We start from the raw sequence: 24,762 nt of genomic DNA on the forward strand, positions 1-24,762 counted from the left end.
AGATTGCGCGCCAGCGTTCGCTTCAGGCGTGAATGACGCGTTGCGCTCTAGGGCCATGATCGACACGCGGGGCATCCTTGACAAACGATGTCTATGCATAGAAGCATGAACACCATTCATGGATTATCGATTTAATGGGACATAACTGATGCGACGCATCCCCAATTTTGTGCTGCTGCGAGCCTTTGAAGCCGCCGCCCGACTGGAAAGCTTCACCCAGGCGGGAGAAGAGCTTCATCGTTCCCAATCCGCGATCAGCCATCAGGTCAAAGAGCTGGAGGAATACTTCGGCCGTCCGCTGTTCTACCGCCGGAACCGACGTGTCGAACTGACCGCCGAGGGCAAGCGTTTCTACGACAGCCTGGAGCGGGTTTTCGATGTGCTCGAAGCGGCGTGCCAGGACGTCTCGCTGGAGCGCGGCGCACAAGTCCTCGCACTGCATTGCGCCCCCAGTCTGGCAGCGAAGTGGCTGGGACCGCGGCTGCCGGAGTTCACGCAGCAACACCCGGACATCACCATCCGCTTGTCTACGGGCGCCGAACCCATCGACCTGATTCAGATGCGCGAGATAGACCTCACCATTTCGTACAAGACGGCGGTCAGCCGATCTGGCATCGTGGTGCAGCCAATGGGCGTCGAGCGGATTATCCCGATGGTGGCGCCCTCCTCCTTGCACGCCGACCTCTCGGCGCGGGAATTGGCGACCCGCCTGACCCTCATCGATTCGCAACTGAGCCGCGTGACGTGGAAAGACTGGTTCAAGCTCAACGGACTGACCTTTCCGGATCGGCCAAGGCAGTCGTTCGACCGGGGCGCCCTGGCCATTTCCGCCGCCGTCGACGGCATGGGGATTGCCTTGGAAACCGTGCGACTGGCCGAACGCGAGTTGGCCAGCGGCGCCCTGGTCGAACTGGGCGCGGGGCAGTTCAAAGCCATCGAATGCGAAACGCACTTTCTGTCCTGCCGCACGAGTGAGCGCAATCTCGAAAAAATAAAGCTGTTCTCCACTTGGCTGTTCAGCAAGATCCACTAGGCCATAGGAAAAGAGGCATGCCCTCCTCCCCAGTCGCCTGGGGGGGCACGGTTCTGAACGTCGGCATGTTCGAGTCAGAGCTCTCCCGTCAGAAACTGGGCGCGGCCATGCCCAAAGCTCCAGTCCGCATCCGAGTTGGTAACGATGGACACCATCAGGTCGGACGGCTCGATGCCGCAACGCTCTTTGAGCAACTGAGCCAACAACTGGTAGAACCTGGTTTTCGACTCTTCGGTACGGGGTCGGCTCACCGCCCTGATGACCACCACATTCTGGGTCCGTGGGATATCCAGCCCTGTGTCCTCAACGATCAGTCGCCCCGGACGCCGTTCGTTGACGATCTGGTAACGATCACGCTCAGGCACTTGGAACGCGTCGACCATGGCGCGATGCACGGTATCCAGAAGGGTTTGAAGCTGCTCATCCGAGCGGCCTTCAACCAGGTCAATCGTGATCAGTGGCATGACGTTTACCTCGACAGTGGCTTGGTGGTGTGCCCGGTCATTACCAGGCGATGAAGCGACGATAGCCCTTTGTATTGTTCTGGACGAGATGGGATTATTGAATTCATTGTTTCCTGTCGAGAACAATCGAATCATGCAGAAATCTGAGGCGGAAGGCCTGTGGTCCCACATCCACTGGCTGGCGATTCTGGAAGAGGTCGGCACCTATACGGCTGCCGCCACGCGCTTGGGGGTCAGTAAATCAGCGGTGAGCCAGCGGATTTCAGAACTCGAAAAAGCCACCGGGCATCGTTTGGTGCAACGCACGACCCGCAGCGTTCGCCTGACGGATGCGGGGCAGTCTCTGGTGCGGGAAGTCCGCGGCGCGTTCGCGCACATTGCCGACAGTTTTTCTCAAATGAGGGATTCCGCCGGGGCCGTACGCGGTCTGGTGAGGCTCACCGCGCCAGTGGCTTTTGCTCGCCAACACCTCGTGCCTCGGCTGTCCGGGTTTCTTGCGCGCCACCCGGACGTGCGCGTGCAACTGGACGTCTCGGACCATCTCAGTTCCATGGCGGCTGAAGGGTACGACCTGGCGGTGCGTCACAGCTATCAGGTGCCCGACACTCATGTCGCCTGGAAACTCTGCGATACACGATCGGTCCTGGTGGCCACCCCTGCCTACCTCGCAACCCACGGCCAACCCGATAACCCGATGGGGCTGGTTGATCACAATTGTCTTTTTTACCCACGCGGCGTGGATGCCCCCGCCTGGACGTTCGAACGTCCCGCCAAGGGAAAGCGCGCCGGGGAACGCGTGACGGTGCCCATCACCGGGAACTTCGCGACCAACAACAGCGAGGCCCTCCGCGATGCCGCGCTTCAACATCTGGGGATCGCCCTGCTTCCAGACTTCAGCGCGCAGGCCGCCCTGGACAATGGGTCGCTCGTCCCGGTGCTGGGGCATTGGGCGCTGAAAGGCGCATTCGCCGAAGAGATTTATCTGATTCGCCCGTATTCTCGCCAGATCCCTCGTTCGGTGACCGCGCTGGTGGAATACTTGCGGTCGTGTTTCAACACCGGCTTTTAGAGCGACCCATGAATGCCAACCTCGGTAGCGCTGATACATGAAAGACGAATCCCCTAAAACCGACGTCGGCCCATCGACCTCTCCAGCGATGGGGTCAGGTGCAGGTGCAGGCAAACGGGCGCCACGCGTTGCACAAGCCAAACCCATTCATGCCGTCCAATGCGAAGACGGCCTGGTGAGGCCGCCGTGGGCGACGACCGATCCGCTTCTGCGTGATTACTACGACACCGAGTGGGGCATGCCCGTGCGTGACGAACGAGGGCTCTTCGAGCGCCTCAGCCTTGAGGCGTTTCAGTCCGGGTTGTCCTGGGTCACCATCCTGCGTAAACGTGAAGCCTTCCGGCGTGCGTTCAAGCAGTTCGATCCGGAGCTGGTCGCATCATTCGATGAGCACGACATCGAACGCCTCATGGCCGATGCCGGGATCATTCGCAACCGCGCGAAGGTGTTGGCGACTATCAAAAACGCCCACGCGACCCTTGCGCTTCGCGAACGGGGTGGCCTGACGGCATTCATCTGGTCGTTCCAGCCCGAGGTAACGCCTGAACCCCGGACCATGGCCGAAGTGCCGACGACCTCGCCCGAGTCGTTGGCGCTGAGCAAAGCGTTGCAGAAAGCGGGGTTCGCCTTCGTGGGGCCGACGACGATGTACGCCTTGATGGAAGCCACCGGCATCGTGAACACCCACCTGATGCAGAGCCATCGCCGTGGCAGTTCCGGGGTGTGGAGCAGCTCTGGTGTACCACGCCATGTGGGTCGCTCAGCGCCCGACGCGCCTCGAACATAGGAAGCGACCGTCGGTAGACCGATGCAGCGACAGGCCACCGTCGGGTGCTCAATACCCGCCTGTCGGCGACGGCGGCGCATCCAGGCTTTTGAATCGGCTGGACAGCGCCTTGAGGCCGCGCATCAGTACCGTCGTATCGACACCTACGGCAACAAAAGTGGCGCCCAGCTCCAGATAGCGCCGTGCAAGACGTTCGTCGGGGGTGAGAATGCCCGCCGCTTTGCCCGCTTCGCAGATCCGCAGGATGGCGTGCTCGATGGCGTCCTGCACGTCGGGGTGCCCGGGGTTGCCGCGATGGCCCATCGCAGCCGAGAGGTCGGCGGGACCGATAAAGACCCCATCCACACCCTCGACTGCGATGATCGCGTCAAGGTTGGCCAGGCCTTCCAGGCTTTCCACTTGCACCAGCAGGCACACCGCGTCGTCCGCCTGATCCAGGTAATCCGCGATGGCGTTCCAGCGAGACGCCCGGGCCATGCCACTCCCCATGCCGCGAATGCCCTGAGGCGGATAGGTCACGGCACGCACCAGCGCTCGCGCCTGGTCGGCAGTGTCGACCATGGGCACCAGCAAGGTTTGCGCGCCGATGTCGAGCAGTTGCTTGATCAGTGCAGCGTCGCCGGACACTGGGCGCACGATGGGCCGGGATCGGTAAGGCGCGACCGCCTGCAACTGGCTCAGCACACTGCGCAGGTCATTGGGCGCATGCTCGCCATCGATCAGCAGCCAATCGAAGCCGGCATTGGCCGCCAGCTCGGCAGAATAAGGATCTGCCAGTCCCAGCCATAGGCCGATCTGCGGTTGGCGTGCCATCAGGCGCTGTTTGAATTCGTTCATGGTCGTCACCTGCGGTGGAAAAACAAAGCGGGTCAGGCGAAGTGGCACGACACCGTGCCGAATTCGCCGTAATCAGCCATGACGGTGTCGCCACGGACCACATCGATGGGCCGGATGAACGACCCGGCGAGGATCACCTGCCCGGCCTCCAGCCCCACGCCGTGGGCGTGCAGTCGGTTGACCAGCCAGGCCACGCCGTACGCCGGGTGGTTCAACACGCCGGCGGCCAGTCCCGTTTCCTCGACCTCGCCGTTTTTGCTGACGATGGCACCGATCCGGCGGATGTCCGCGTCGACGAGGCTTGGCTTGAACGCCCGTCCGCCGAGAATGATCGCGGCATTGGCCGCGTTGTCGCTGATGGTGTCGAGCACCGTGCGCGTGCATCCGGTCTCGCTGTCCCGGCGCTGGATGCGTGCATCCAGCACTTCCAGCGCGGGCGTGATGTAGGCCGTCGCCTCCAGCACGTCGAACAGCGTGCAGTCCGGCCCGGACAGCGGCTTGCTCAACACGAACGCCAGTTCCGCCTCGATTTTCAGTTCAATGAAACGCTCAGTCGGAATGCGTGCGCCGTCGGCGTAAAACATGTCGTCCAGCAACACGCCAAAATCCGGTTCATCGATGTTCACCGCGCGACGCATGGCGTTGGACGTCAGGCCGATCTTGTGCCCCTTCACCTGGCGGCCCGAGGCGACTTTGTGTTCGATCCACGCCGATTGAATGGCATAGGCGTCCGCCAGGTTCATGTCCGGGTATTGCAGGGAAAACTGCCGGCATTGCTGGCGGTGCTGTTCAGCGTGCGCCAGTTGGCTGGCGGCGTGCCGCGTTTGTTCAACCGTGAGCACCGGCGTCATGATTCCTGCTCCACGGGGTTGCGCAGCACGCCCACGCCCACCACCTCGACTTCCACCACATCGCCCGGTTGCAGGAAACGCGGCGGGTCGAACCGGATGCCAGCCCCCGTTGGCGTGCCGGTCACGATCAGGTCACCGGTTTCCAGCGTGGTGAACGTCGAGAGGTAGGCAATCAGGTGGCCGAAATCGAACATCAAACGGGCTGTCGTGTCCTCTTGGCGCAGTTCGCCGTTCACGCGCGTGAGCAGATGAAGATTGCCGTAGCCCTCGGGAAATTCGTCCGCCGTCACCACCCAGGGCCCATAGGAGCCGGAACGGTGGAAGTTCTTGCCTTGGGTCACGTTGAATTTGGCGTGGTGCACCCAGTCACGAATCGTGCCCTCGTTGACGCAGGTCAGGCCGCCGATATGAGCCAGCGCCTGATCGGCCGGAATGCGGCGACCGCCTTGGCCGATGACGACACCAATCTCCCCTTCGTAATCCAGCTGCCGGGACTCATGGGGCTGGAGCAACGCTTGATCCGGCGCGGAAAACGAATCCGGCACGCGCATGAAAATGCTCGGGTATTTCGGCAGCTCGCTGCCGTCCTTGTATTCGGCATTGCGCTGGGCGTAGTTGACCCCGATGCAGAAAATCTTTTTTGGCGCCGGGACCGGCAGTTGCAACGTGACGGCGGACAACGGGCAGTCCGCCTGAGCGCCTGCGACCAGGGTTTTGACGTCGGCAAGCACTTGAGCCGGTGCTCCCAGCAGCGCAGCGACGCCGTCGAGCTCCGGAAAGCGCTGACCGAGATCGATCACGCCGTCTTCAACCACGGCGCCCCACGTGCTAATACCTGCGTGCGTGTACGTGATCAGTTTCATGGCTCAAATCCAAAGAGGTGTGCAGGGTTGGTGACCAGAATGCGCTGCAACGTCGCGGGCTCAGGAGCGAAGCGATACAGCAGCTCCATCAATGCCCCTTCGTTCGGCGGTTGTTTCGTTGAGAGGGGGTGTGGCCAGTCGCTGCCCCACAGGCAACGTTCGGGTGCAGCGGCGATCAGCGTGTGGGCGAGCGGCAGAACGTCGTCCCACGGTTCGCCTTGGGTCGAGATTTTTTCGGACAGCGACAGCATCACCCAGAAGTGGCCTTCGCCCAGCAGTCCCAGCACCCTGTCGAGACTCGGGTCGGTTCGCCCCCGCGAGGGTTTGGCGCGCCCCATGTGATCGATGACCACCGGCACCTTGAGGTGTTCGAAATCTTTCAGTTGCTCGACGACGCCGTCCGCCGAGGGCTGCACTTTGACGTACCAGCCCAATTCGGCAACGAGGTCCAGCGCCCGGCGCAGTTCTGCCGGGGAAAAACTGATGCCCAGCCCGGCGCGGCTGAATCGCGCACCGCGCACCCCGGCGTCGTGCAGGCGTTGAAGCTGGCGGTCATGGCCGTCCATCAGCACGGCGGCGTTTGCACAGCCTGCGTAACGACGGGGGCCTCCACCGGCATTCAGGCCTTCGAGGGCGTCCAGCACGACGCTGTGGTCGGCGCCGTAGGTGGTGGCCTGCACGATCACACCGCGCTGGATGCCCAATGTGCGATGCAGATCGCGGGCCACTTCCCACGTGGCGGACGGCATGCTGTACGCGGCTTCCGGCTGGATCGGGTAACGGTCCCGAGGGCCGAACACATGAAACTGGCTATCGCAGGACAACGCCGGCGGCAGGGGCACCGGTGCACGGGGATGGGGATCAAACGGCAGGTAGTCAGGCATGGGGCGTGCTCGTGTTGGAAAACCTGACCCGACTGTATGAACGGCTCGGCAGTCCAGCAACGGGCCTCTCGGATTTGATTCCGGCTGGTGGACTCTTTGCAGGGATGCGGCTTGTGGCACCGCGGCAGGGGTCGCTATCAATAACGTCACCCTTCTGCCTTATCGCGTTTTGCGGAGTACGTCATGAGCCATCGCCAGACCATTCATCTGGATCAGTTTTCCCACGCCAATCCGATTCCGGCCGCCTGCCGCCGCGGCCCGCTGCTGATGACCGGCATCATCAATGGCAACGACCCGAAAACCGGGGAATTGCCCGAGGACCTTGAAACCCAATGCCAGCACATGTTCAGCCACATCAAAGCCATCTTGCAGGCCGCCGGCGCCCTTCCGGACGACATGGTGAAAATGACCGTCTGGATGCAGGACCGGGATCAGCGCGGCCCCTTGAACGCGCAGTGGCTCAGCCTGTTTCCTGATCCGGACAACCGCCCGGCACGCCACGCCATTCAGGCCGCGACGCCCTCAAAATTTCTGATCCAGTGTGAGTTCACCGCGTGGGTCGATGAAACCCGCACCCCACAGGCCAGATAAAAGTCCACGGTGCGGAACAAAATCTTCCGCCACGTCTGTTCAGGACGTGTGAGCCGCACCACTATGCAGAACAACGTGAAGAGCAACGTGAAGACCAACGCGGCGTCCATCGCGGGCCCGTTCAACTGACCGACCACCCGCTTCGAGGCGCCGATGAGCCGTCAGCCAACACCCACTGACATGAGTGACAACACGTCGACAGTGCGCTCGCTGACCCGAGCCTTTCAGGTGCTGCGCATCCTGGCTTTGGGCCAGGAGCAAGGCATGCGGCTGGTCGACGTGGTGCGTCACACGCAACTGTCGCGGCCCACGGTGCACCGCCTGCTGCAAGCGCTGATCGATGAAAATGCGGCGGAACAGGACCCGGTGACCCGCCGCTACCGAGTGGGCGGAGAGATTTCCATGCTGGCGCTGGCCCGCCCTTCCCGTTCGCCGCTGCGCAAACTGGCCGAACCGCATTTGCAGTATTTGAGCGATCAACTGGGCGACACGGTGTTCATCACTGTGCGCAGCGGCCGAGACTCGGTGTGCCTGGACCGGCGTCTCGGCAGCTACCCCATCAAGGTGATGTCCATCGACGTCGGCACCCGCCGGCCCTTGGGTGTCGGCGTCGCCGGTGTGGTGCTGCTGTGCGGCCTGCCCGATGAGGAGGCCGAATACCTGCTGCAACTGGACAAGGCGCGACTGGAGACGTCCAACCTCACCCTTGAAGAGATCAAATCACGCATCACCGCCGCCAAGGCCCGAGGGTTTGCTTATGCCGCGCAAGGCGTCACCCAAGGCACGGCCGCTGTTTCGGTGCCGGTTTACGGGCCTGCGGGAGAAATTGTCGCCGCCCTGAGCGTGGCCGCTGTCGCCAGCAACCTGACGCAAGACCGGGTGCCCGCGACGGCCGCCGTGTTGGTCGAACAGGCCGCCTTGATCAGCAAACGCCTCACCGCCCGAGAGCACTAGTTCGCACGTTCAACTGCACCAATCCGCTTCATTCCGATTTCTGTTCCCACTCGAATAATAAGAGGAACCGTAGATGCGCACCGACCTGCATCGCTCTGTCGTAGAACCCGCCGTGTCCAGCCCGGACGCGCTCTTGAACCGGATCGCCTGGCGTATCCTGCCGTTCCTGTTCATCTGCTACGTCCTGTGCAACATCGACCGCTCGAACGTCGCCATCGCGCACCTGGAATTCAGTGCCGAGATTGGCCTGAGCGCAGCACAGTATGGGCTAGGCGCATCGCTTTTTTTCATTGGCTACATCCTCTTCGAAGTGCCCAGCAACATGATGCTCGAACGCTTCGGCGCACGGTTCACCCTGACCCGGATCATGGTGCTGTGGGGGCTGGTCACGGCGGGCTTCATGCTGGTCCAGAGCGTCGGCGGGTTTTACCTGGCGCGGATCCTGCTGGGCATCGCCGAGGCCGGGTTTCTGCCAGGCATGATCCTTTACCTCAGCTACTGGTTTCCGGCATCACGGCGCGGCCGGATCACCTCGTGGTTCACCTTGGGGATTCCCGTTGCCGGGGTCATCGGCAGCCCATTGTCGAGTTTTTTGATGGTCTATTTCGACGGCTGGCACGCTCTGAGCGGCTGGAAATGGATGTTCATCATGGAAGGCGGCATCACCGTGCTGTTGGGCGTGTTGGCGTGGGTCGTACTCGATGACAAACCCTCCACCTCCAAACACCTGAGCAACGAGGAAAAACAGACGCTGATCGACGCCATCGAACGCGAGCAGACCGGCCCCCGCGAAACCGGCGTCAACCACCGATTGCTGACTACGCTGCGGTCACCCGTGACCCTGGCGCTGGGCTTCGTCTACTTCGCCATCGTCATGTCGATGGTCGTGCTGAATTATTGGGCGCCGTCCTTCATCAAGGAAGCGGTCGGCGGCACCACCAGCACGATTGCCATGCTGTCGGCAGGCCTGTACGCCGTGGGTGCGCTGGGCATGATTGTCATGGGCTGGTTGTCCGATCGCTACATGCAGCGACGCCGCTTCGTCGCCGCCGCCCTGGTGGCAGGCGCTCTCGCCTACAGCGTCATCGCTTCGCAATGGGTATCGGGTTTCAGCTCGTATTCGGTGCTGATGCTCGCGGCCTTTTTCACCTATGGCGCGATGCCGGTGTTCTGGAGCATCCCGGCGTCGGTCATGAGCAAACAACAGGCCGCCATCGGCATCGCCGCGATCAGCGCACTGGCCAACGTCGCGGGCATGATCGGTCCGGCGATCATCGGCTGGTCGAAAAGCGCCACCGGTTTCTATGCCGCTGGCATTTACCTGATCGCGGTGACGCTGTTGCTGGGAGCGGTGGTCGTGATGCTCAGGTATTCGAACGCCAAGCTCTGAGCCACCGGACCGCCCCTGGTACAAGGGTGGTCAACGGTTCGTACCTCGTTGAACGGCGGTCAATATGTCTGCCGAGCCTTCCAGGTGATGAAGGTGACGTTCAGGTAAGGAATACGGTTCCAGGGGAAGCGGGATCATGGCGAGCGGCCGGAAAATGGACAACCCGCCGCGCCTACGCAAGAATCGCCGCATTCTGAAAGAAGGCCGTTTCCATGTCCGACAGTCCGCAAACCCGCAATTCCGGTTCCTCCATCACCCGTGCGCTCGATATCATCGAGGCAGTGGTTCAGGCCGACCATGCGCTATCGCCCGCCGACCTCTCCCACCTGCTGGACATTCCCAAACCGAGCGTGCACCGGCTGCTCCAGCAGATGCAGGGCGAAGGGTATTTGCAGACGAACATGCGCGGCGGCATCGTGCCCAATGACCGGTTGCACAAGATTGCCGTGGGGGTGATTTACGCCAGTCGCTACAAGGCGCAACGCCAGGCGATCCTGCGCCATCTGTGTGACACCCTCGACGAGACCTGCGGCATCGCGCTCCCCGATGGCATCGACATGGTGTATTACGACCGGGTGCAAAGCAGCTGGCCGTTGCAGATGTACCTCCCGGTGGGGGCTCATACCCCCATGTGGTGCACGGCGAGCGGGAAGCTCTACCTCAGCAGTTTCAACAAGACGCGGCGCACGCAGATCATCGACAACCTGGCGCTCCGGCGGATGGCGAGCAACACCCTGACCGACCCGGTCGAGCTTGAAATCGAACTCAAACGCGTGCGGCAGATGGACATTGGCATCGACAACGAGGAATTCGTCGATGGCATGGTCGCCATCGCGGTCCCCGTCCGAGACAGCGATGGCCGATTGATCGCCTGCCTGTTCGCGCATGCCCCGACAATCCGCAAAAGCCTGGATGAACTGATGACGTTCGAACCTGCCATGCGCCGTGCCGCCGAGCAGTTGCGCATTCTGGTGGAAGAACCCACGGAGCTGGACTGACCACGTTTTCTCACCCGTATAGACCCAAGGGCGCCGACTGACGGCGCTCTTTTTTTTGCACCTCTATCGACATTAAATGGCTATAGCGATACATTTCGTTCCGGAATAAGACAATAACAACTATTTCCTGAGGTGTGATATGTCTGTACCCGTCATCCTGCCTCGCATTATGGAGGTCGGAGCTGATGCCAGCGCGCGCCTGCCTGATGTGTTGGGTTTCCTGAATTGCAGCCGCCCGCTGATCGTGACCGATAAAACCATGGTCAAACTGGGCCAGGCGCAACGCCTCCACGAGATTCTTGAAGCCAAGGGCATCAAGAGCGAAGTCTTCGATGACACCGTTCCTGAGCCCACCGCTGCCTCCATTCAAGCCGGCGTGGACAAGCTGCGCAGCGGTGACTTCGATGCCATCGTCGCCCTCGGCGGCGGCAGCCCCATCGACAGCGCCAAGGCCATGGCGATCCTTGCCCGCTACGGCGGCGTCATTCGCGACTACCGTTTCCCCCGCCAGGTCAATGAAGCCGGACTCCCCCTGATTGCGATTCCCACGACGGCGGGCACGGGTTCGGAAGTCACGCGATTCACCATCATCACCGACGAGACCACCGACGAAAAACTGCTGTGTGCGGGCATCGGTTTCATGCCGGTCGCCGCCCTGATCGACTACAAACTGACCCTCAGCCTCCCGGCGCGCACCACCGCCGACACGGGCATCGATGCGATCACCCACGCCATCGAGGCTTATGTTTCGCGCAAGGCCAACCCGTACAGCGACAGCCAGGCACTGGCCGCGCTGGCCTATCTGGGCCCGAATCTGCTGACGGCCTGTCAGGACGGCAAGAACGAAAGCGCCCGCGAAGCGATGATGATCGGCGCGACCCTGGCCGGCATCGCGTTTTCTGCCGCCTCGGTGGCAGTGGTGCATGGCATGAGTCGCCCGATTGGCGCCTTCTTCCACGTGCCACACGGCCTGTCCAACGCGATGCTGCTGCCCTCACTGACCGCGTGGTCGCTGAGCGCCGCGCCCGGTCGCTATGCGCAGTGCGCCAAGGCGTTGGGCGTCGCCGACTCCCACGATGACGACGCGACGGCGGGCCAGAAACTCATCGCCTTTCTCACGCGGGTGAACGCTGAGTTGTCAGTCCCGACCCTGGCGGACTTTGGCGTAGAGCGCGCGCGCTTCAATGAAGTCGTCAACACCATGGCCGAGCAGGCGCTGGCCTCGGGTTCACCGGGCAACAACCCGCGCGTGCCGACGGTCCCGGAAATGGTCGAGCTGTATCACGCCCTGTGGAACTGACCTCCCCGCCTCTCCCACCTTATTTGATAAACGGAGCACATTCATGAGCGTTATCGGACACTGGATCAACGGCGAAACGACCACCCCTGATGGCCGCACCCAAGCGGTCTTCAACCCCGCCACCGGCGAGAGCAACACGCAAGTGGCACTGGCCAGCACCGTCACCGTGCAGGCGGCCATCGCCGCCGCCGAAGAGGCGTTTCCGGCCTGGCGCGACACTCCGCCCGCCAAACGCGCGCGGGTCATGTTTCGCTTCAAGGAATTGCTGGAGCAGAACGCGAATAAAATCTGCGAACTGATCGGCCTGGAACACGGCAAGATCAGCCATGACGCCGCGGGCGAATTGCAGCGCGGGATCGAGAACGTCGAGTACGCCTGCGGTGCGCCGGAGCTGCTGAAAGGCGAGCACAGCCGTAACGTCGGCCCGAACATCGACTCCTGGAGCGAGTTCCAGCCACTGGGCGTGGTGGCAGGCGTGACCCCGTTCAACTTCCCGGTGATGGTGCCGTTGTGGATGCTGCCGATGGCCATCGTCTGCGGCAACACCTTTGTCCTGAAACCCTCCGAACGCGACCCGAGCAGCACCCTCTACATCGCGCAACTGCTCCACGAAGCAGGCCTGCCAGCCGGTGTGCTGAACGTGGTCAATGGCGACAAGGAAGCCGTGGACGCCCTGCTGTTCGACCCTCGCGTGAAGGCCGTCAGCTTTGTCGGTTCGACGCCGATCGCCGAGTACATCTATCGCACCGCGACTTCCCAAGGCAAACGCTGCCAGGCGCTGGGCGGCGCGAAAAACCACGCCATCGTCATGCCCGACGCGGACCTCGATAACGCAGTCAATTCGTTGCTGGGCGCCGCGTTTGGCTCGTCCGGCGAGCGTTGCATGGCGCTGTCAGTGGCTGTTGCGGTGGGCGATGCCGTGGCGGACGCGCTGATCGGCAAACTCACCGAAGCGATGCAAGGGCTGAAATTCGGCGTGCACACCGACGCCAGCAACGACTTTGGCCCGCTGATCACCGCCGCCCACCGCGACAAGGTCGTGGGCTTCATCGACAGCGCCGAGTCTCAGGGTGCGCGAATCGTCGTCGATGGCCGTAACGCCCGCGTGGCGGGTCATGAAGACGGTTTCTTCGTCGGCGCGACGCTGATCGATGCGGTCAACGCCGACATGGACAGCTACAAGGCCGAGATTTTTGGCCCGGTGCTCCAAGTCATCCGCGTGGCGACCATGGACGACGCCATGAAGCTGATCAACGACCACGAATACGGCAACGGCACCTGCATCTACACCCGCGACGGTGAAGCCGCCCGCTATTTCAGCGACCGCATTCAAGTGGGCATGGTAGGGATCAACATCCCGCTGCCCGTCCCTGTTGCCTCCCACAGTTTTGGGGGCTGGAAACGCTCGCTGTTCGGCGATTTGCATGCGTATGGCCCGGACGGTGTGCGCTTCTACACCAAACGTAAAACGATCACTCAGCGCTGGCCATCGGCAAACGTGCGCGAGGGCGCCGAATTCTCGATGCCGACCATGAAATGATCCGATGAAAGGCAGGCGCCATCGCGCTCCCGGGCGTGGCGCCTGCCAACCCCGCTGATTAGACTGCGGGTGCATACGTAAGCAGCAAGACAGCGTTTCCACATGCAATAAAAACAATAATGGCTGGGGCCTTTGGGCCGAGGAAAACACTTATGGCAGGTTATGTGCAGCAAGAAGGCGCCGCGCACGCGAGCAGCGCCGCCAAGGAAGAACGCAAGATCATCATCGCGTCTTCCCTGGGTACGGTTTTCGAGTGGTACGATTTTTTTCTCTACGGGGCATTGGCGGCAGTCATCAGTAAGCAATTCTTCGCCGGTGTAAACGAAACCACCGCGTTCATCTTCGCCCTGCTGGCGTTCGCCGCAGGCTTCATCGTCAGGCCGTTCGGCGCACTGGTCTTTGGCCGGATCGGCGACATGGTCGGCCGCAAATACACTTTTCTCGCCACCATCATCATCATGGGCCTCTCGACCTTCGCCGTGGGCTTGCTGCCCGGCTACGCCAGCATCGGCATTGCGGCGCCCATCATTCTTGTCGTCTTGCGCATGCTTCAAGGCCTGGCGTTGGGCGGCGAATACGGCGGCGCGGCAACCTACGTGGCCGAACACGCGCCGAAGAAAAAACGCGGCTTTCACACAGGATTTATTCAATCGACAGCCACATTGGGGCTGCTGCTGTCGCTGGCGGTGGTTCTGGCGTCTCGCCTGATTGCCGGTGACGGGTTCGACACGTGGGGCTGGCGCATCCCGTTCCTGCTGTCGATCGTGCTGGTGGCAATTTCGACGTGGATTCGCATGAGCCTGCATGAGTCGCCGTCGTTCACCAAAATGAAGAGCGAAGGCAAGCTGTCCACGTCGCCGATCCGCGATTCGTTTACCGTCTGGCCCAACCTCAAGGTGGTGCTGATCGCCCTGTTCAGCGTCAACGCCGGTCAAGCCGTGACGTTCTACGCCGCGCAGTTCTACGTGCTGTTCTTCCTGACGCAGGTGCTCAAGGTTGACCCGTCGCTGGCCAACACCTTGCTGATCGTCAGTGTGATCATCGGCGCGCCGTTCTTCGTGTTTTTCGGCTGGCTGTCCGACCGGATCGGCCGCAAGAAAATCATCGTCACCGGCCTGCTGCTGGCGACCGTGCTGTACTTCCCGCTGTTCAAGATGCTGGGCCACTACGCCAACCCGCAGATCGACGCCGCACGCCAGCAATCGCCGATCGTGGTGGTGGCGGACCCGGCGACGTGCACCTTCCAGTTCGATCCGGTGGGCAAGGCGAAATTCGACAGCCCGTGCGACAAGGTCAAGACCCTGCTGATCAAGCAAGGCCTGCCGTACACTTCGCAATCTGCGGCCACTGGCGCCACCGTACAAGTCACCGTGGGCAGTACGCAGATCACCGGTTACGACGAAGCGGCATTGAACGGCGCGGTCAAGGCTGCCGGTTACCCTGCCAAGGCTGACTCCGCGCTGGTAAACGCGTCCGGCGTGGTGCTGGTGATTGTGGCCCTGATGCTGATCGCGACGATGACCTACGGCCCGCTCGCCGCCTTGATGGTCGAGCTGTTCCCGACCCGCATCCGCTACACCTCAATGTCGCTCCCCTACCACATCGGCAACGGCTGGTTCGGCGGATTACTGCCCACCATCTCCTTCGCGCTGGTGGTGTACACGGGCGACATCTTCTATGGGTTGTGGTACCCGGTGCTGGTAACGGCGGTGAGCCTGGTCTGCAGCCTGGTGTTCTTGAAGGAAACCAAGGACGTGGACCTCGATAAGGTCTGAGCTGCGAATGAGCATCACACTGGAGATCGACCCCGCTCGCCCTCCAGTGTGTCGCGTTTTTTCTCGTTACCGCAGCGGCTGATGCTCTGCCGACACAGCGTCATTGGCCTCGACGTCCGACATGTCCTCCTCCAGGGGCGCTTCGTCGTCGGGCTTCAGGGGAATTTCTCCCTCGCCTTCGCCCACGTCGTCGCTGCCCGGTGGCGGATTGGGAATCACGTCGGGTCTGCCGGGTTCCAGCGGCTCGATGGAGTCGACCGCGTTTTCAGTACCACCTGGAATGCCTGTTGATGGATTCATTGCACACCTCGCTAGGCCGCGAATGAGTCGCGACATACAGATATGAAGTCCCCCGCCAACGGTTTGTTCGATGAAGTTCGCCAACGGTCGTCAATCGACAGTACAGCAACGTTATAAAGCGGCGAACTCCGTGAACGGCACACCCTCTGATGAACAGGTCCTGATCGTTCGAGGCTATGCCCGCCATGGAAAACCTGAAAATCGCCACGTTCAACGTCAACGGCATCGGTGCACGACTGCCGAACCTGTTGCAGTGGCTGGAGCGTGAGCAGCCGGACATCGTCTGTCTGCAAGAACTCAAGGCGCCGGACAAGGCCTTTCCTGCCCACGAGATCGAAGCAGCGGGCTATGGCTCGCTGCACCTGGGGCAGACGTCGTGGAACGGGGTCGCAATTCTGGCCCGTGACGCCGAGCCGTTGCTGATCCGTAAAGGCTTGCCAGGGGAAGAACTGGACACCCAGGCGCGGTATCTGGAGGCCGCCGCCCACGGCGTGGTGGTCGCGTGCCTGTACCTGCCCAACGGCAACCCGCAGCCCGGCCCCAAGTTCGACTACAAACTGCGCTGGTTCGAGCACCTGATCCAGCACGCCGAATCATTGCAGGCCAGCGAGCACCCGGTGGTGATGGCCGGCGATTTCAACGTCGTGCCCACGGACGAAGACATCTACAACCCCCGCTCATGGCTGAAAGACGCCCTGCTCCAGCCCGAAAGCCGCGACTGTTATGCCCGGCTCCTCGCCCAAGGCTGGCTGGACTCGCTGCGGCACCTGTACCCGGACGAGCGCGTCTACACCTTCTGGGATTATTTCCGTCAGCACTGGCAGAAGAATTCCGGCTTGCGCATCGATCACCTGTTGGTCAATCCGGTGTTAGCGCCGCACCTGCACGACGCGGGCGTCGATGCCTGGGTGCGCGGCGAAGAACACCCCAGTGATCACGCCCCGACCTGGATTCGCCTGGGTGCCGCCCGCAAGGCCAAACCCCGGAAAACCCCGCGGAAGAAGACAAGCGCCGACAAATAGAGCGTCGTCGAACAATCGGTTGAACTAACGCGTCTGCTTCAGGATCACTTTTAACGCGCGCACTGAGCGCAAATCCCCTTCGCGAGCCCTGTTGCTCGCGGCTTTGGTACAGGTCGATGAACGACAAGGAGCTCACGTGACCGACACTGCCTACTCCCCCTACCGCCAACTCCCCGGCCCGCTTCACGCGATTCTGCTGGCGGGCACGGTCCCGTTGTTTCTCGGCGGGCTGCTGAGCGACATCGCCTACTACAACAGTTACCTGATCCAATGGAGCAACTTCGCGTCGTGGCTGATTGCCGGGGCCATGCTGTTCTGTGGCCTGGCGTTGCTGTTTGCGCTGGTCAACCTGATCCGGGCGGAGCGCAAATCCGGCCGCCCGGTCCTGTATTTCTTGCTCCTGCTCGTCACGTGGGGGCTGGGCTGGATCAATTCATTCGAACACGCCAAGGACGCCTGGGCCGTGATGCCGTCGGGGCTGATTCTGTCGGTGATCGTGACCGTGCTGAGCATCGTTTCCGCCTGGATCGGTCTGACCAACCTTCGCTCGGGAGACGCACGATGAAACCTGCCTTCGCACTGACTGCCCTGTCCATGGCCCTGCTGCTGAGCGCTTGCGGTGCAGGAAAGGACAACCCGCAAGCCCACGGCCCGGACCCGAAAATGCCTCAGGCTGAACGCGGGTTGCTGCCGAGCATGAAAATCGCCGAGCCGGTGGCCTGGGGTGACCAGAAACCCAAGGTGCCCGAGGGTTACAGCATCTCGGCGATTGCCACTGACCTGAAAGTGCCGCGCCAGACGCTGGTGCTGCCCAACGGCGACATTCTGATCGCGGAAGGCAAAGGCGGCACCGAAGCGCCGAAGCTCAAGCCCAAGGACGTCATCGCCAGTTACATCAAGGCCGAAGGCAACACAAAGGTCAAAGGCGGCAACCGCCTGACCCTGTTGCGCGATGCCGATGGCGACGGCAAATACGAGATGAAGACCGTGTTCGCCGAAAACCTCAACGCGCCGTATGGGCTGGCCTACGCGAACGGCAAACTGTACGTCGCCAACCAGGACGCGCTGGTGCGCTTCGACTACACCGACGGCCAGACCAAGGCCACGGGCGAGCCCGTGACCGTCACTGAGCTGCCAGCAAAGATCAATCATCACTGGACCAAATCGCTGGCCGTCACCCCGGACGGCAACACGCTGTACGTGGGCATCGGTTCGAACAGCAACGTCACCGAGCGTGGCATGGAGGTCGAACTGGACCGGGCGCAGATCTGGCAGATCGACGCCAAGACTGGCGCGCACAAACCGTACGCCACGGGCACCCGTAACCCGACGTCGTTGAAAATCCAGCCCGGCACTGGGGTGCTGTGGGCCGTGGCCAACGAGCGGGATGAATTGGGTGAAGACCTGGTGCCCGATTACCTGACGTCGATCCGTGAAGGCGCGTTTTACGGCTGGCCGTATAGCTATTGGGGCCAGAACGTCGACACCCGCGCCCAGCCGCAAGACCCGAAAAAGGTTGCGCTGGCAGTCAAACCGGATTACAGCCTCGGTTCTCACGTGGCCGCGCTGGGTCTCGACTTCTCGATCCCGGCCATCGGCGACAAATTCGCGGACGGCGTTTTTGTCGGCGAGCACGGCAGCTGGAACCGCGAGAACCCGGTGGGCTACAAAGTGGTGTTCGTACCGTTCAGCAACGGTAAGCCTTCCGGCGAGCCGGTGGATTTCGCCACCGGTTTCCGGGGTGACGACGGCAAGACCCGAGGCCGGCCGGTCGGGGTCACGGTGGACCCGCGCGGCGGCGTGATCATTGCGGACGACTTGTCCAACACGGTCTGGCGTGTGACGCGCAATCGTTGAGTCCTCACGCTTGAGTTCGCATGTTTGAGCTGGAAAGGGAGGCGGCTGTTTCGGCAGCGCCTCCCACGTCCTGACAGCCCTATCCCCCTCTTCTAGACGCTAGCTCTCCGTTCGGCGCGCTATCCCGTGTTGTCGCAGTTTGCGGTACAGCGTATTGCGACTGATGTTGAGGCGAGTGGCGACCCGACCGATGTGCCAACGCTCTTCATCGACCAGCGCCATGAGCGTCTGCCGCTCCGATGCACCGAGAGGGTCCTCGCAGTCGGTCTCCGATGCCGGTGGCGCGGGAAGCAGCTCAAACGCATCCTCCAGCGTGATACGCCCCTCCCACGCGAGTGCGACCAGCGTACGAAGGCAAATTCGAAGTTGCCTCACATTCCCCGGCCAGGCCTGTGCCATCAGGTGTTCAAGCACGCCGGGTTCCAGCTGTATCGCACTGTCGCCTGCTTCCTTGCGCAGCAGAAAGTCGAGCAGCGGGCCCTTGTCCGAACGCTCACGCAGCGGTGGAATCTGCACCGTGAACCCGCCAAGGCGATAAAACAGGTCTTCACGAAAGCGCCCTGCCACCACACTTGCCTGAAGGTCCTGATGGCTCGCACTGATGAGCCGAATGTCGATCGGACGTGGCGCACCGCTGCCCAGCGGCACCACTTGCCGCTCTTCAAGCACGCGCAACAGCCGGGTTTGCAGCGCCAGCGGCATGTCGCCGATTTCATCGAGAAACAGAATGCCGCCGTGGGCCTGTTCGAGCTTGCCGACCATGCCCTCCTTGCGGGCGCCGGTGAAGCTGCCACCCTGATAGCCGAACAGCTCGCTTTCGATGAGGCTTTCCGGGATCGCCGCGCAATTGATCGCGACGAACCGCTGATTTGATCGTGAACTCGCACGGTACAACGCTGCTGCGAACGCCTCTTTACCGGTGCCCGTTTCACCCTGCAAAAACACCGGCACGTCGCGTTCCAACACCCTGAGCGCACGGCTCAGACCGCGCTGCAAACGCTCGTCTTCCATGCAGAACTGGTCATCGTTGATGTGCGGCAGCGCACGCCTGGCGTTGAGAGCCGTCGGCGTTGCGATGCGAACGGGTGCGCGCAACTGACCGTAAAACAGGCGACCGTCGACCAATCGCATGGGCCAGCACAGGGTGGGCTGATGGCTTGAATACCGGATGACCTGCTCAGCAGGCATTTCGAGCAGCGTCGACAGGGACTGCCCGATCAATTGATCCCGCGTGGCCCCCAGAAGATCCAGCGCCGCCTGATTCACCGAACGTATGCGGGCCGTGTCATCAAAGCTGACCAGCCCTTCGCCCAGCAGCCCGACGAACCGCGCTTCGGGGTGAAACCGAAGGAGGTACAGCTGGGGTTCATGGCCCAGAAAGAAACAGTTTTCGATCAGTTTGGCGGACAGGTTGGTCAACGCCATCGCTTGCAGCATGGCGGAAGGGCTCTGGTCCTCCCGCGCCGAGGACAGGTTCAGTACAGCGAGCAACTCGCCCTGGTCGTCGAACACAGGACTGGCCGAACAACTCAACCCGGCGTGCTTTCCCCGAAAGTGCTCATCCCGGCGGATGGTCACCTGTTGACGCTCCACCAGGCACGTTCCGACCCCATTGGTGCCCTCGACGTCCTCCCCCCACATTGCGCCGAGCCAGAGGCCCGCTCGCTGGAAGTCGGTGCGTTCCGCGTCATTGAACACGCTGTCGATCACCACACCCTGGGCATCGGTCAGCATGACCACATGGCCATCGCCGCCCAACTGCTGGTGCAGGCTGCTCATCTGCCAGCGCGCCACCTTGATGATGTGTTCAAGGGGCGCGCGGTGGGCGTTGAGGGTGTGGTTTTCCAGCACATTGGGGGGGCGTCGGCTGGCCGGGTCCAGCCCGTGTTGGTCCAGGCAGCGACGCCAGGACCGGGTGATCGCGGGGTCTTTCGCAAAATCGGCAGTCTTCGGCGAGCCCTGTACAGCCTGCAGCACCTGCTGGGCATGGGCGCTGAGCAATGCGGACGTCATATTTTTATTCTCCGCTGCATATCGGTATGCACTTTATTCCGCAGCTTAGGCGAAAAGGCCAGCCCGTGCGCCTTCATCTGCCCAACGTGACACTTTGTTCAGCGTGATTTCCAAATGCGTGACACATCACTGGCAACGGGGGCATTGGATGTGGGCTTGCGCCGCTCCAACGCCCTGTCCAGAGCGGTTTTTCCGACGTGGCCCGGGGTTTGCTCAGCTCACGGGCCACAACAACAAAAAATAGGGAGAAGCCCCATGAATGTTGCGATTGAAACCCCGTTGCAAACCCCCACTGCCCAACTCAGCGACTGGCTTGCGCGCCTGAGTGATCACCTCGCCCAGCGAGACATTCCCGGTACGTTGGAGCTGTTCGCAGAGGAATGCTACTGGCGGGATTTGCTGCTGTTCAGCTGGAACCTGGTGACCCTCGAAGGCAAGGCCTCCATTTCCGACCTGTTGACCGAACGGCTCGAACAGACAAAACCGGACCACTGGAACGTGGACGGCGAAGCGACCCTGAACGACGGCGTGCTGGAAGGCTGGATCACGCTGGAAACCGCCGAAGCGCGCGGCAAGGGTTACGTGCGTCTCAAGGACGGTGTGTGCTGGACGCTGTTGACCACCATGCGCGAACTGAAGGGCCATGAAGAACCCAGCGGCCGTCGCCGTCCATTCGGCGCCAATCATGGTCATGGCCACGCCGACAAACGCAACTGGCTGGAACGCCGTCGCGATGAAGAAGCGTCGCTGGGCATCACCACGCAGCCCTATTGCCTGATCGTCGGCGGCGGGCAAGGCGGTCTCGGTCTTGCCGCACGCCTCAAGCGCCTGGGCGTGCCAACGCTGATCATCGACAAGGCGGACCGGCCTGGCGACCAATGGCGGGGGCGCTACAAATCCCTGTGCCTGCATGACCCGGTCTGGTACGACCACATGCCGTACCTGCCCTTCCCCGATCACTGGCCGGTGTTCACGCCGAAGGACCAGATCGGCGACTGGCTGGAGATGTACAGCAAGGTCATGGAGCTCAATTACTGGGCGCGCACCGAATGCGTGAATGCGCGCTTCGACGAGCCGTCCCGGACCTGGCGCGTAGAAGTGGAACGCAACGGCGAGCGTCTCGTCTTGCAGCCGACCCAACTCATTCTGGCGACCGGGATGTCCGGGGTGGCCAACACACCGTCCTACGCTGGCGCCGACACTTTCAAAGGCCAGCAGCACCACTCCAGCCGCCATCCCGGTGGCGATGCGTGGAGTGGCAAGAAAGCAGTGGTCATCGGCGCAAACAACTCGGCCCACGATATTTGCGCGGACCTGGTGGAAAACGGCGCCGACGTGACGATGGTGCAGCGCTCATCCACCCACATCGTGCGCTCCGACAGCTTGATGGAGCTGGTGTTTGGCGGGCTGTATTCGGAAGACGCCGTGGAAAGCGGCCTGACCACGGACAAGGCGGATATGCTGTTCGCGTCGATCCCGTACAAGGTGATGCCGAGTTTTCACAAGCCGGTGTTCGAAGCCATTCAGGAACGTGACAAGGATTTCTACGACGGTTTGAGCAAGGCCGGTTTCATGCTCGATTTCGGCGATGATGACTCCGGGCTGTTCATGAAGTACGTGCGTCGCGGGTCGGGTTACTACATCGACGTCGGCGCCTCCGAGTTGATCGCCAATGGCACGATCAAGCTCAAGAGCGCGCCGAACTTAGGTGTCGAGCGGATTGAGGCCGATGCCGTCATCCTCAACGATGGAACGCGTCTGCCGGCTGACCTGATCGTCTACGCCACCGGGTATGGTTCCATGAACGGCTGGGCGGCGAAGCTGATTTCTCAGGAAGTCGCCGACAAGGTCGGTCGGTGCTGGGGACTGGGTTCAGGCACCACCAAAGACCCAGGCCCGTACGAAGGTGAACTGCGCAACATGTGGAAGCCGACGCAACAGGAAAACCTGTGGTTCCACGGCGGCAACCTTCACCAGTCACGGCATTACTCGCTGTACCTGGCGTTGCAGTTGAAAGCGCGGTTCGAAGGGTTGTCGACGCCGGTGTACAAGCTGGCCGAGACGCACCATATCGATTGAGGTAAGAAAGCAGTCCGATGCCGGGTTTCAGCATCGGACCCTTCATTCGCTCCCACAGGTTCAGCAGGTTTCGCAGCTCTCGGGCTTGACACAGCCCTTGTGGGAGACGCCGGAGGGACGACGGCAGCGACAGCGGTGGGTCAGTGAAAGATGCGCTGTCTGATACACCGCTTTCGCGGCCGTCGCACAGCTCCGGCAGCTCCCACAGGGACAGCGTAGGACCCTTGGGCATTCGCACGCCACCATCCTTGTGGGAGACGCCGGAGGGACGACGGCAGCGACAGCGGTGGGTCAGTGAAAGATGCGTTGTCTGATACGCCGCTTTCGCGGCCGTCGCACAGCTTCGGCAGCTCCCACAGGGACAGCGTAGGACCCTTGGGCATTCGCACGCCACCACCCTTGTGGGAGACGCCGGAGGGACGACGGCAGCGACAGCGGTGGGTCAGTTGAAGAGCTTTGTCTGAAACGCCGCTGTCGCGGCCGTCGCACAGCTCCGGCAGCTCCCACAGGGACAGCGTCGAACCCTGGGCATTGCCGCGCCACCACCCTTGTGGGAGACGCCGGAGGTACGACGGCAGCGACAGCGGTGGGTCAGTGAAAAATGCGTTGTCTGATACACCGCTTTCGCGGCCGTCGCACAGCTCCGGCAGCTCCCACAGGGACAACCTCGGACCCTCGGCATTGGCGCGCCACCACCCTCGCCAAATCTTCACAACCCCTCCCATCCCCCACCGAGTGCCGCCTGAAGTTGCACACTCGCGGTGAGTTGCGTCGCCACCAGGCTCAACAACGTCTGCCGCTCGTTGAGGCTGGTGGCCTGCGTCGTCGCGACATCCAGATAATCGATCACCCCGGCTTCGTACTGATCCCGACTCACCGACGCCGATTCTTCCGCCGATTGCGCGGAGTTGCGACGCGCCAGCAATTCCGGTTCCAGCGTGCGCAGTTCCACCAGATAATCCTCCACCTCGCCTAATCCCGTCAGCACGGTCTGGCGGTAGGTGGCGACGGTCGCGTCGTAGGCGTGGCGGGCCTGATCGACGCTGGCTTCGGTGGCGCCGAAATCGAGGATGTTGCCGGTCAGGCTCGGGCCGATGGACCAGAAGCGGTTCGGGATCGAGAACAGGTTGCTGATCGTCGAGCCTTGATAGCCACCGCTGGCGCTCAGCGTCAGGTCGGGGTAGTACGCAGCGGTCGCCACGCCCACTGCCGCGTTGGCCGCGGCCATTTGCCGTTCGGCCGAGGCGATGTCCGGGCGGCGTTCCAGCAGGCGGCTCGGCACACCCGTCGGCACGTTGGGCACGTGGTACCGCCAGGCCGGATCGGCCGCCAACGCAAAGTCGGCCGGCGGTTTGCCGATCAAAAGCGCGATGGCGTGCTCGAACTGCGCCCGCTGCCATTGCAGATCAAGCATCGAGGCCTGGGCGCTCTGCAACTGCGTTTTGCCGGTGGCGAGGTCCGCCCGCGACGAAATCTGCTCGTCGTACTTGTTCTGGATGATCTGCAAATAGCGCTCGTAACCGGCGATGGTCTCGCGGTAGAGCACGATGCGCTGGTCCAGCACCCGCAATTGAAAGTAATCCTGTGCCAGTGACGATTGCGCACTGAGGGTGGCATTGGCCAAATCGGCCGCGCTGGCCTGGGCACTGGCGCGGTCCTGCTCGGTGGTGCGGCGCAGCTTGCCCCAGATGTCCGCTTCCCAGCTCAAATCAAGGCTCGCCGAATATTCCTTCCGCACCCCGCCCGCACTGCTGCCCCCGCTGGTGCCACTCGTGCCGGACGAAGAGCCCGTGCGTGTTTCACTGCGCGTCCCGGCCCCTGTGGCGTCCAGCGTCGGGAACAGGTTGGCGCGCGATTGCCGCACCAGCGCCAACGCCTGCTGGTACTGCGCGGCGTAGAGCGCCACGTTCTGGTTATTGAGCTGCACCTGATCCACCAGCGCGTTCAACTGCGGGTCCTGATACCGCGTCCACCACGGCCCTTTGGGCTGATCATCCTGCGGACTGGCGGCCTTCCAGCCTTCGGCCTCCTTGAAAGTCGCCGAGATCGGCGCGGTGGGCCGGTGGTAATCCGGGCCGACCATGCAGCCGCTCAACAGGCCGCTGCTCAGCACCACGAAAAGACACAAACGGGAAAACGGTGGAGCGTTCATTCA

General features: G+C 62.3%; 22 protein-coding genes. 14 read left to right on the forward strand and 8 right to left on the reverse strand.

Annotation, left to right across the window (positions count from 1 at the left end):
* The first annotated feature begins 148 nt into the window (after window positions 1–148).
* A complete protein-coding gene (locus GVN17_RS07215) occupies window positions 149–1,033 on the forward strand; it encodes a LysR substrate-binding domain-containing protein (protein ID WP_166594541.1) in 885 nt (294 codons plus the stop codon).
* 74 nt (window positions 1,034–1,107) lie between these two features.
* Here GVN17_RS07215 and GVN17_RS07220 read toward each other — a convergent pair whose 3' ends face one another.
* Window positions 1,108–1,497 carry a tautomerase family protein gene (locus GVN17_RS07220; RefSeq protein ID WP_166594542.1) on the reverse strand — a complete coding sequence of 130 codons (390 nt, stop codon included), beginning with the start codon at window positions 1,495–1,497 and terminating at the stop codon, window positions 1,108–1,110.
* Window positions 1,498–1,630: 133 nt separating this feature from the next.
* On the opposite strand from GVN17_RS07220, the gene GVN17_RS07225 reads away from it, so the two are divergent.
* Together GVN17_RS07225 and GVN17_RS07230 are read left to right on the forward strand one after the other, a co-directional pair.
* Window positions 1,631–2,566, forward strand: a complete 936-nt coding sequence (locus GVN17_RS07225) for a LysR family transcriptional regulator (RefSeq protein WP_166594543.1) — start codon at window positions 1,631–1,633, stop codon at window positions 2,564–2,566.
* Window positions 2,567–2,603: 37 nt separating this feature from the next.
* Entirely contained in the window at window positions 2,604–3,353 is a 750-nt protein-coding gene (locus tag GVN17_RS07230; RefSeq protein WP_256665125.1) for a DNA-3-methyladenine glycosylase I, read from the forward strand.
* A gap of 48 nt (window positions 3,354–3,401) precedes the next feature.
* Here the strand turns inward: GVN17_RS07230 and hpaI are convergent, their stop codons facing one another.
* The 4 genes from hpaI to GVN17_RS07250 are packed head-to-tail and all read right to left on the reverse strand — an operon-like array spanning window position 3,402 to window position 6,788.
* On the reverse strand, window positions 3,402–4,190 hold the full coding sequence (gene hpaI, locus GVN17_RS07235; protein ID WP_166594544.1) for a 4-hydroxy-2-oxoheptanedioate aldolase: 789 nt from the start codon (window positions 4,188–4,190) through the stop codon (window positions 3,402–3,404).
* 32 nt (window positions 4,191–4,222) lie between these two features.
* Window positions 4,223–5,032: a 2-oxo-hept-4-ene-1,7-dioate hydratase gene (gene hpaH / locus GVN17_RS07240; RefSeq protein ID WP_371928511.1), complete on the reverse strand. Its 810-nt coding sequence runs from the start codon at window positions 5,030–5,032 to the stop codon at window positions 4,223–4,225.
* A 5-nt stretch (window positions 5,033–5,037) separates the two neighbouring features.
* The gene (locus GVN17_RS07245; RefSeq protein ID WP_166594546.1) at window positions 5,038–5,904 is read right to left on the reverse strand and encodes a fumarylacetoacetate hydrolase family protein; all 867 of its coding nucleotides are present in this window, start codon (window positions 5,902–5,904) and stop codon (window positions 5,038–5,040) included.
* Window positions 5,901–6,788, reverse strand: coding sequence for an amidohydrolase (locus GVN17_RS07250; protein ID WP_166594547.1), 888 nt, complete (start codon window positions 6,786–6,788; stop codon window positions 5,901–5,903). The genes GVN17_RS07245 and GVN17_RS07250 overlap by 4 nt, the downstream gene beginning before the upstream one ends.
* 183 nt (window positions 6,789–6,971) lie before the next feature.
* Between GVN17_RS07250 and GVN17_RS07255 the strand changes: the two genes are divergently transcribed.
* The 7 genes from GVN17_RS07255 to GVN17_RS07285 all read left to right on the forward strand — a co-directional run bounded on the left by GVN17_RS07255 (window position 6,972) and on the right by GVN17_RS07285 (window position 15,336).
* Entirely contained in the window at window positions 6,972–7,379 is a 408-nt protein-coding gene (locus GVN17_RS07255; RefSeq protein WP_166594548.1) for a RidA family protein, read from the forward strand.
* A gap of 153 nt (window positions 7,380–7,532) precedes the next feature.
* Entirely contained in the window at window positions 7,533–8,333 is an 801-nt protein-coding gene (locus tag GVN17_RS07260; RefSeq protein WP_218576114.1) for an IclR family transcriptional regulator, read from the forward strand.
* Between the two features lie 73 nt (window positions 8,334–8,406).
* Window positions 8,407–9,723 (forward strand): MFS transporter, encoded by a 1,317-nt coding sequence (locus GVN17_RS07265; protein WP_166594549.1) that lies wholly within the window; start codon window positions 8,407–8,409, stop codon window positions 9,721–9,723.
* 212 nt (window positions 9,724–9,935) lie between these two features.
* Window positions 9,936–10,721, forward strand: coding sequence for an IclR family transcriptional regulator (locus tag GVN17_RS07270; RefSeq protein WP_166594550.1), 786 nt, complete (start codon window positions 9,936–9,938; stop codon window positions 10,719–10,721).
* Window positions 10,722–10,860: 139 nt separating this feature from the next.
* Complete coding sequence (locus tag GVN17_RS07275; RefSeq protein ID WP_166594551.1) at window positions 10,861–12,021, forward strand: iron-containing alcohol dehydrogenase; 1,161 nt, start codon at window positions 10,861–10,863, stop codon at window positions 12,019–12,021.
* A gap of 43 nt (window positions 12,022–12,064) precedes the next feature.
* Window positions 12,065–13,561: a CoA-acylating methylmalonate-semialdehyde dehydrogenase gene (locus GVN17_RS07280; RefSeq protein WP_166594552.1), complete on the forward strand. Its 1,497-nt coding sequence runs from the start codon at window positions 12,065–12,067 to the stop codon at window positions 13,559–13,561.
* Window positions 13,562–13,713: 152 nt separating this feature from the next.
* Complete coding sequence (locus GVN17_RS07285) at window positions 13,714–15,336, forward strand: MFS transporter (protein WP_166594553.1); 1,623 nt, start codon at window positions 13,714–13,716, stop codon at window positions 15,334–15,336.
* Window positions 15,337–15,402: 66 nt separating this feature from the next.
* On the opposite strand, the gene GVN17_RS07290 is transcribed toward GVN17_RS07285, so the two are convergent.
* Window positions 15,403–15,636: a hypothetical protein gene (locus tag GVN17_RS07290; protein WP_166594292.1), complete on the reverse strand. Its 234-nt coding sequence runs from the start codon at window positions 15,634–15,636 to the stop codon at window positions 15,403–15,405.
* 185 nt (window positions 15,637–15,821) lie between these two features.
* On the opposite strand from GVN17_RS07290, the gene xth reads away from it, so the two are divergent.
* The 3 genes from xth (at window position 15,822) to GVN17_RS07305 (ending at window position 18,515) form a co-directional block, all read left to right on the forward strand.
* Complete coding sequence (gene xth, locus GVN17_RS07295; protein ID WP_166594554.1) at window positions 15,822–16,658, forward strand: exodeoxyribonuclease III; 837 nt, start codon at window positions 15,822–15,824, stop codon at window positions 16,656–16,658.
* Between the two features lie 136 nt (window positions 16,659–16,794).
* Window positions 16,795–17,223, forward strand: a complete 429-nt coding sequence (locus tag GVN17_RS07300; protein ID WP_166594555.1) for a DUF2231 domain-containing protein — start codon at window positions 16,795–16,797, stop codon at window positions 17,221–17,223.
* Complete coding sequence (locus GVN17_RS07305) at window positions 17,220–18,515, forward strand: sorbosone dehydrogenase family protein (RefSeq protein WP_166594556.1); 1,296 nt, start codon at window positions 17,220–17,222, stop codon at window positions 18,513–18,515. Before GVN17_RS07300 ends, GVN17_RS07305 begins: the two co-directional genes overlap by 4 nt.
* Before the next feature lie 99 nt (window positions 18,516–18,614).
* Here GVN17_RS07305 and GVN17_RS07310 read toward each other — a convergent pair whose 3' ends face one another.
* The gene (locus GVN17_RS07310) at window positions 18,615–20,528 is read right to left on the reverse strand and encodes a sigma-54-dependent Fis family transcriptional regulator (RefSeq protein ID WP_166594557.1); all 1,914 of its coding nucleotides are present in this window, start codon (window positions 20,526–20,528) and stop codon (window positions 18,615–18,617) included.
* 255 nt (window positions 20,529–20,783) lie between these two features.
* On the opposite strand from GVN17_RS07310, the gene GVN17_RS07315 reads away from it, so the two are divergent.
* Window positions 20,784–22,607: an NAD(P)/FAD-dependent oxidoreductase gene (locus GVN17_RS07315; RefSeq protein WP_166594558.1), complete on the forward strand. Its 1,824-nt coding sequence runs from the start codon at window positions 20,784–20,786 to the stop codon at window positions 22,605–22,607.
* A 709-nt stretch (window positions 22,608–23,316) separates the two neighbouring features.
* Here the strand turns inward: GVN17_RS07315 and GVN17_RS07320 are convergent.
* Window positions 23,317–24,759: an efflux transporter outer membrane subunit gene (locus GVN17_RS07320; protein ID WP_166594559.1), complete on the reverse strand. Its 1,443-nt coding sequence runs from the start codon at window positions 24,757–24,759 to the stop codon at window positions 23,317–23,319.
* Window positions 24,760–24,762 lie beyond the last annotated feature (3 nt).

Origin of the sequence: Pseudomonas sp. SLFW (genome assembly GCF_009905615.1) — a bacterium.
In the GTDB taxonomy this organism is placed as follows: domain Bacteria; phylum Pseudomonadota; class Gammaproteobacteria; order Pseudomonadales; family Pseudomonadaceae; genus Aquipseudomonas; species Aquipseudomonas bambusae.

Excerpts from the sequence above, each read along its gene's own strand:
- GVN17_RS07215 (WP_166594541.1), top strand. The coding sequence starts at position 149 with ATGCGACGCATCCCCAATTTTGTGCTGCTGCGAGCCTTTGAAGCCGCC.
- GVN17_RS07220 (WP_166594542.1), bottom strand. The coding sequence starts at position 1,497 with ATGCCACTGATCACGATTGACCTGGTTGAAGGCCGCTCGGATGAGCAG.
- GVN17_RS07225 (WP_166594543.1), top strand. The coding sequence starts at position 1,631 with ATGCAGAAATCTGAGGCGGAAGGCCTGTGGTCCCACATCCACTGGCTG.
- GVN17_RS07230 (WP_256665125.1), top strand. The coding sequence starts at position 2,604 with ATGAAAGACGAATCCCCTAAAACCGACGTCGGCCCATCGACCTCTCCA.
- hpaI (WP_166594544.1), bottom strand. The coding sequence starts at position 4,190 with ATGAACGAATTCAAACAGCGCCTGATGGCACGCCAACCGCAGATCGGC.
- GVN17_RS07245 (WP_166594546.1), bottom strand. The coding sequence starts at position 5,904 with ATGAAACTGATCACGTACACGCACGCAGGTATTAGCACGTGGGGCGCC.
- GVN17_RS07250 (WP_166594547.1), bottom strand. The coding sequence starts at position 6,788 with ATGCCTGACTACCTGCCGTTTGATCCCCATCCCCGTGCACCGGTGCCC.
- GVN17_RS07255 (WP_166594548.1), top strand. The coding sequence starts at position 6,972 with ATGAGCCATCGCCAGACCATTCATCTGGATCAGTTTTCCCACGCCAAT.
- GVN17_RS07260 (WP_218576114.1), top strand. The coding sequence starts at position 7,533 with ATGAGCCGTCAGCCAACACCCACTGACATGAGTGACAACACGTCGACA.
- GVN17_RS07265 (WP_166594549.1), top strand. The coding sequence starts at position 8,407 with ATGCGCACCGACCTGCATCGCTCTGTCGTAGAACCCGCCGTGTCCAGC.
- GVN17_RS07270 (WP_166594550.1), top strand. The coding sequence starts at position 9,936 with ATGTCCGACAGTCCGCAAACCCGCAATTCCGGTTCCTCCATCACCCGT.
- GVN17_RS07275 (WP_166594551.1), top strand. The coding sequence starts at position 10,861 with ATGTCTGTACCCGTCATCCTGCCTCGCATTATGGAGGTCGGAGCTGAT.
- GVN17_RS07280 (WP_166594552.1), top strand. The coding sequence starts at position 12,065 with ATGAGCGTTATCGGACACTGGATCAACGGCGAAACGACCACCCCTGAT.
- GVN17_RS07285 (WP_166594553.1), top strand. The coding sequence starts at position 13,714 with ATGGCAGGTTATGTGCAGCAAGAAGGCGCCGCGCACGCGAGCAGCGCC.
- GVN17_RS07290 (WP_166594292.1), bottom strand. The coding sequence starts at position 15,636 with ATGAATCCATCAACAGGCATTCCAGGTGGTACTGAAAACGCGGTCGAC.
- xth (WP_166594554.1), top strand. The coding sequence starts at position 15,822 with ATGGAAAACCTGAAAATCGCCACGTTCAACGTCAACGGCATCGGTGCA.
- GVN17_RS07305 (WP_166594556.1), top strand. The coding sequence starts at position 17,220 with ATGAAACCTGCCTTCGCACTGACTGCCCTGTCCATGGCCCTGCTGCTG.
- GVN17_RS07310 (WP_166594557.1), bottom strand. The coding sequence starts at position 20,528 with ATGACGTCCGCATTGCTCAGCGCCCATGCCCAGCAGGTGCTGCAGGCT.
- GVN17_RS07315 (WP_166594558.1), top strand. The coding sequence starts at position 20,784 with ATGAATGTTGCGATTGAAACCCCGTTGCAAACCCCCACTGCCCAACTC.
- GVN17_RS07320 (WP_166594559.1), bottom strand. The coding sequence starts at position 24,759 with ATGAACGCTCCACCGTTTTCCCGTTTGTGTCTTTTCGTGGTGCTGAGC.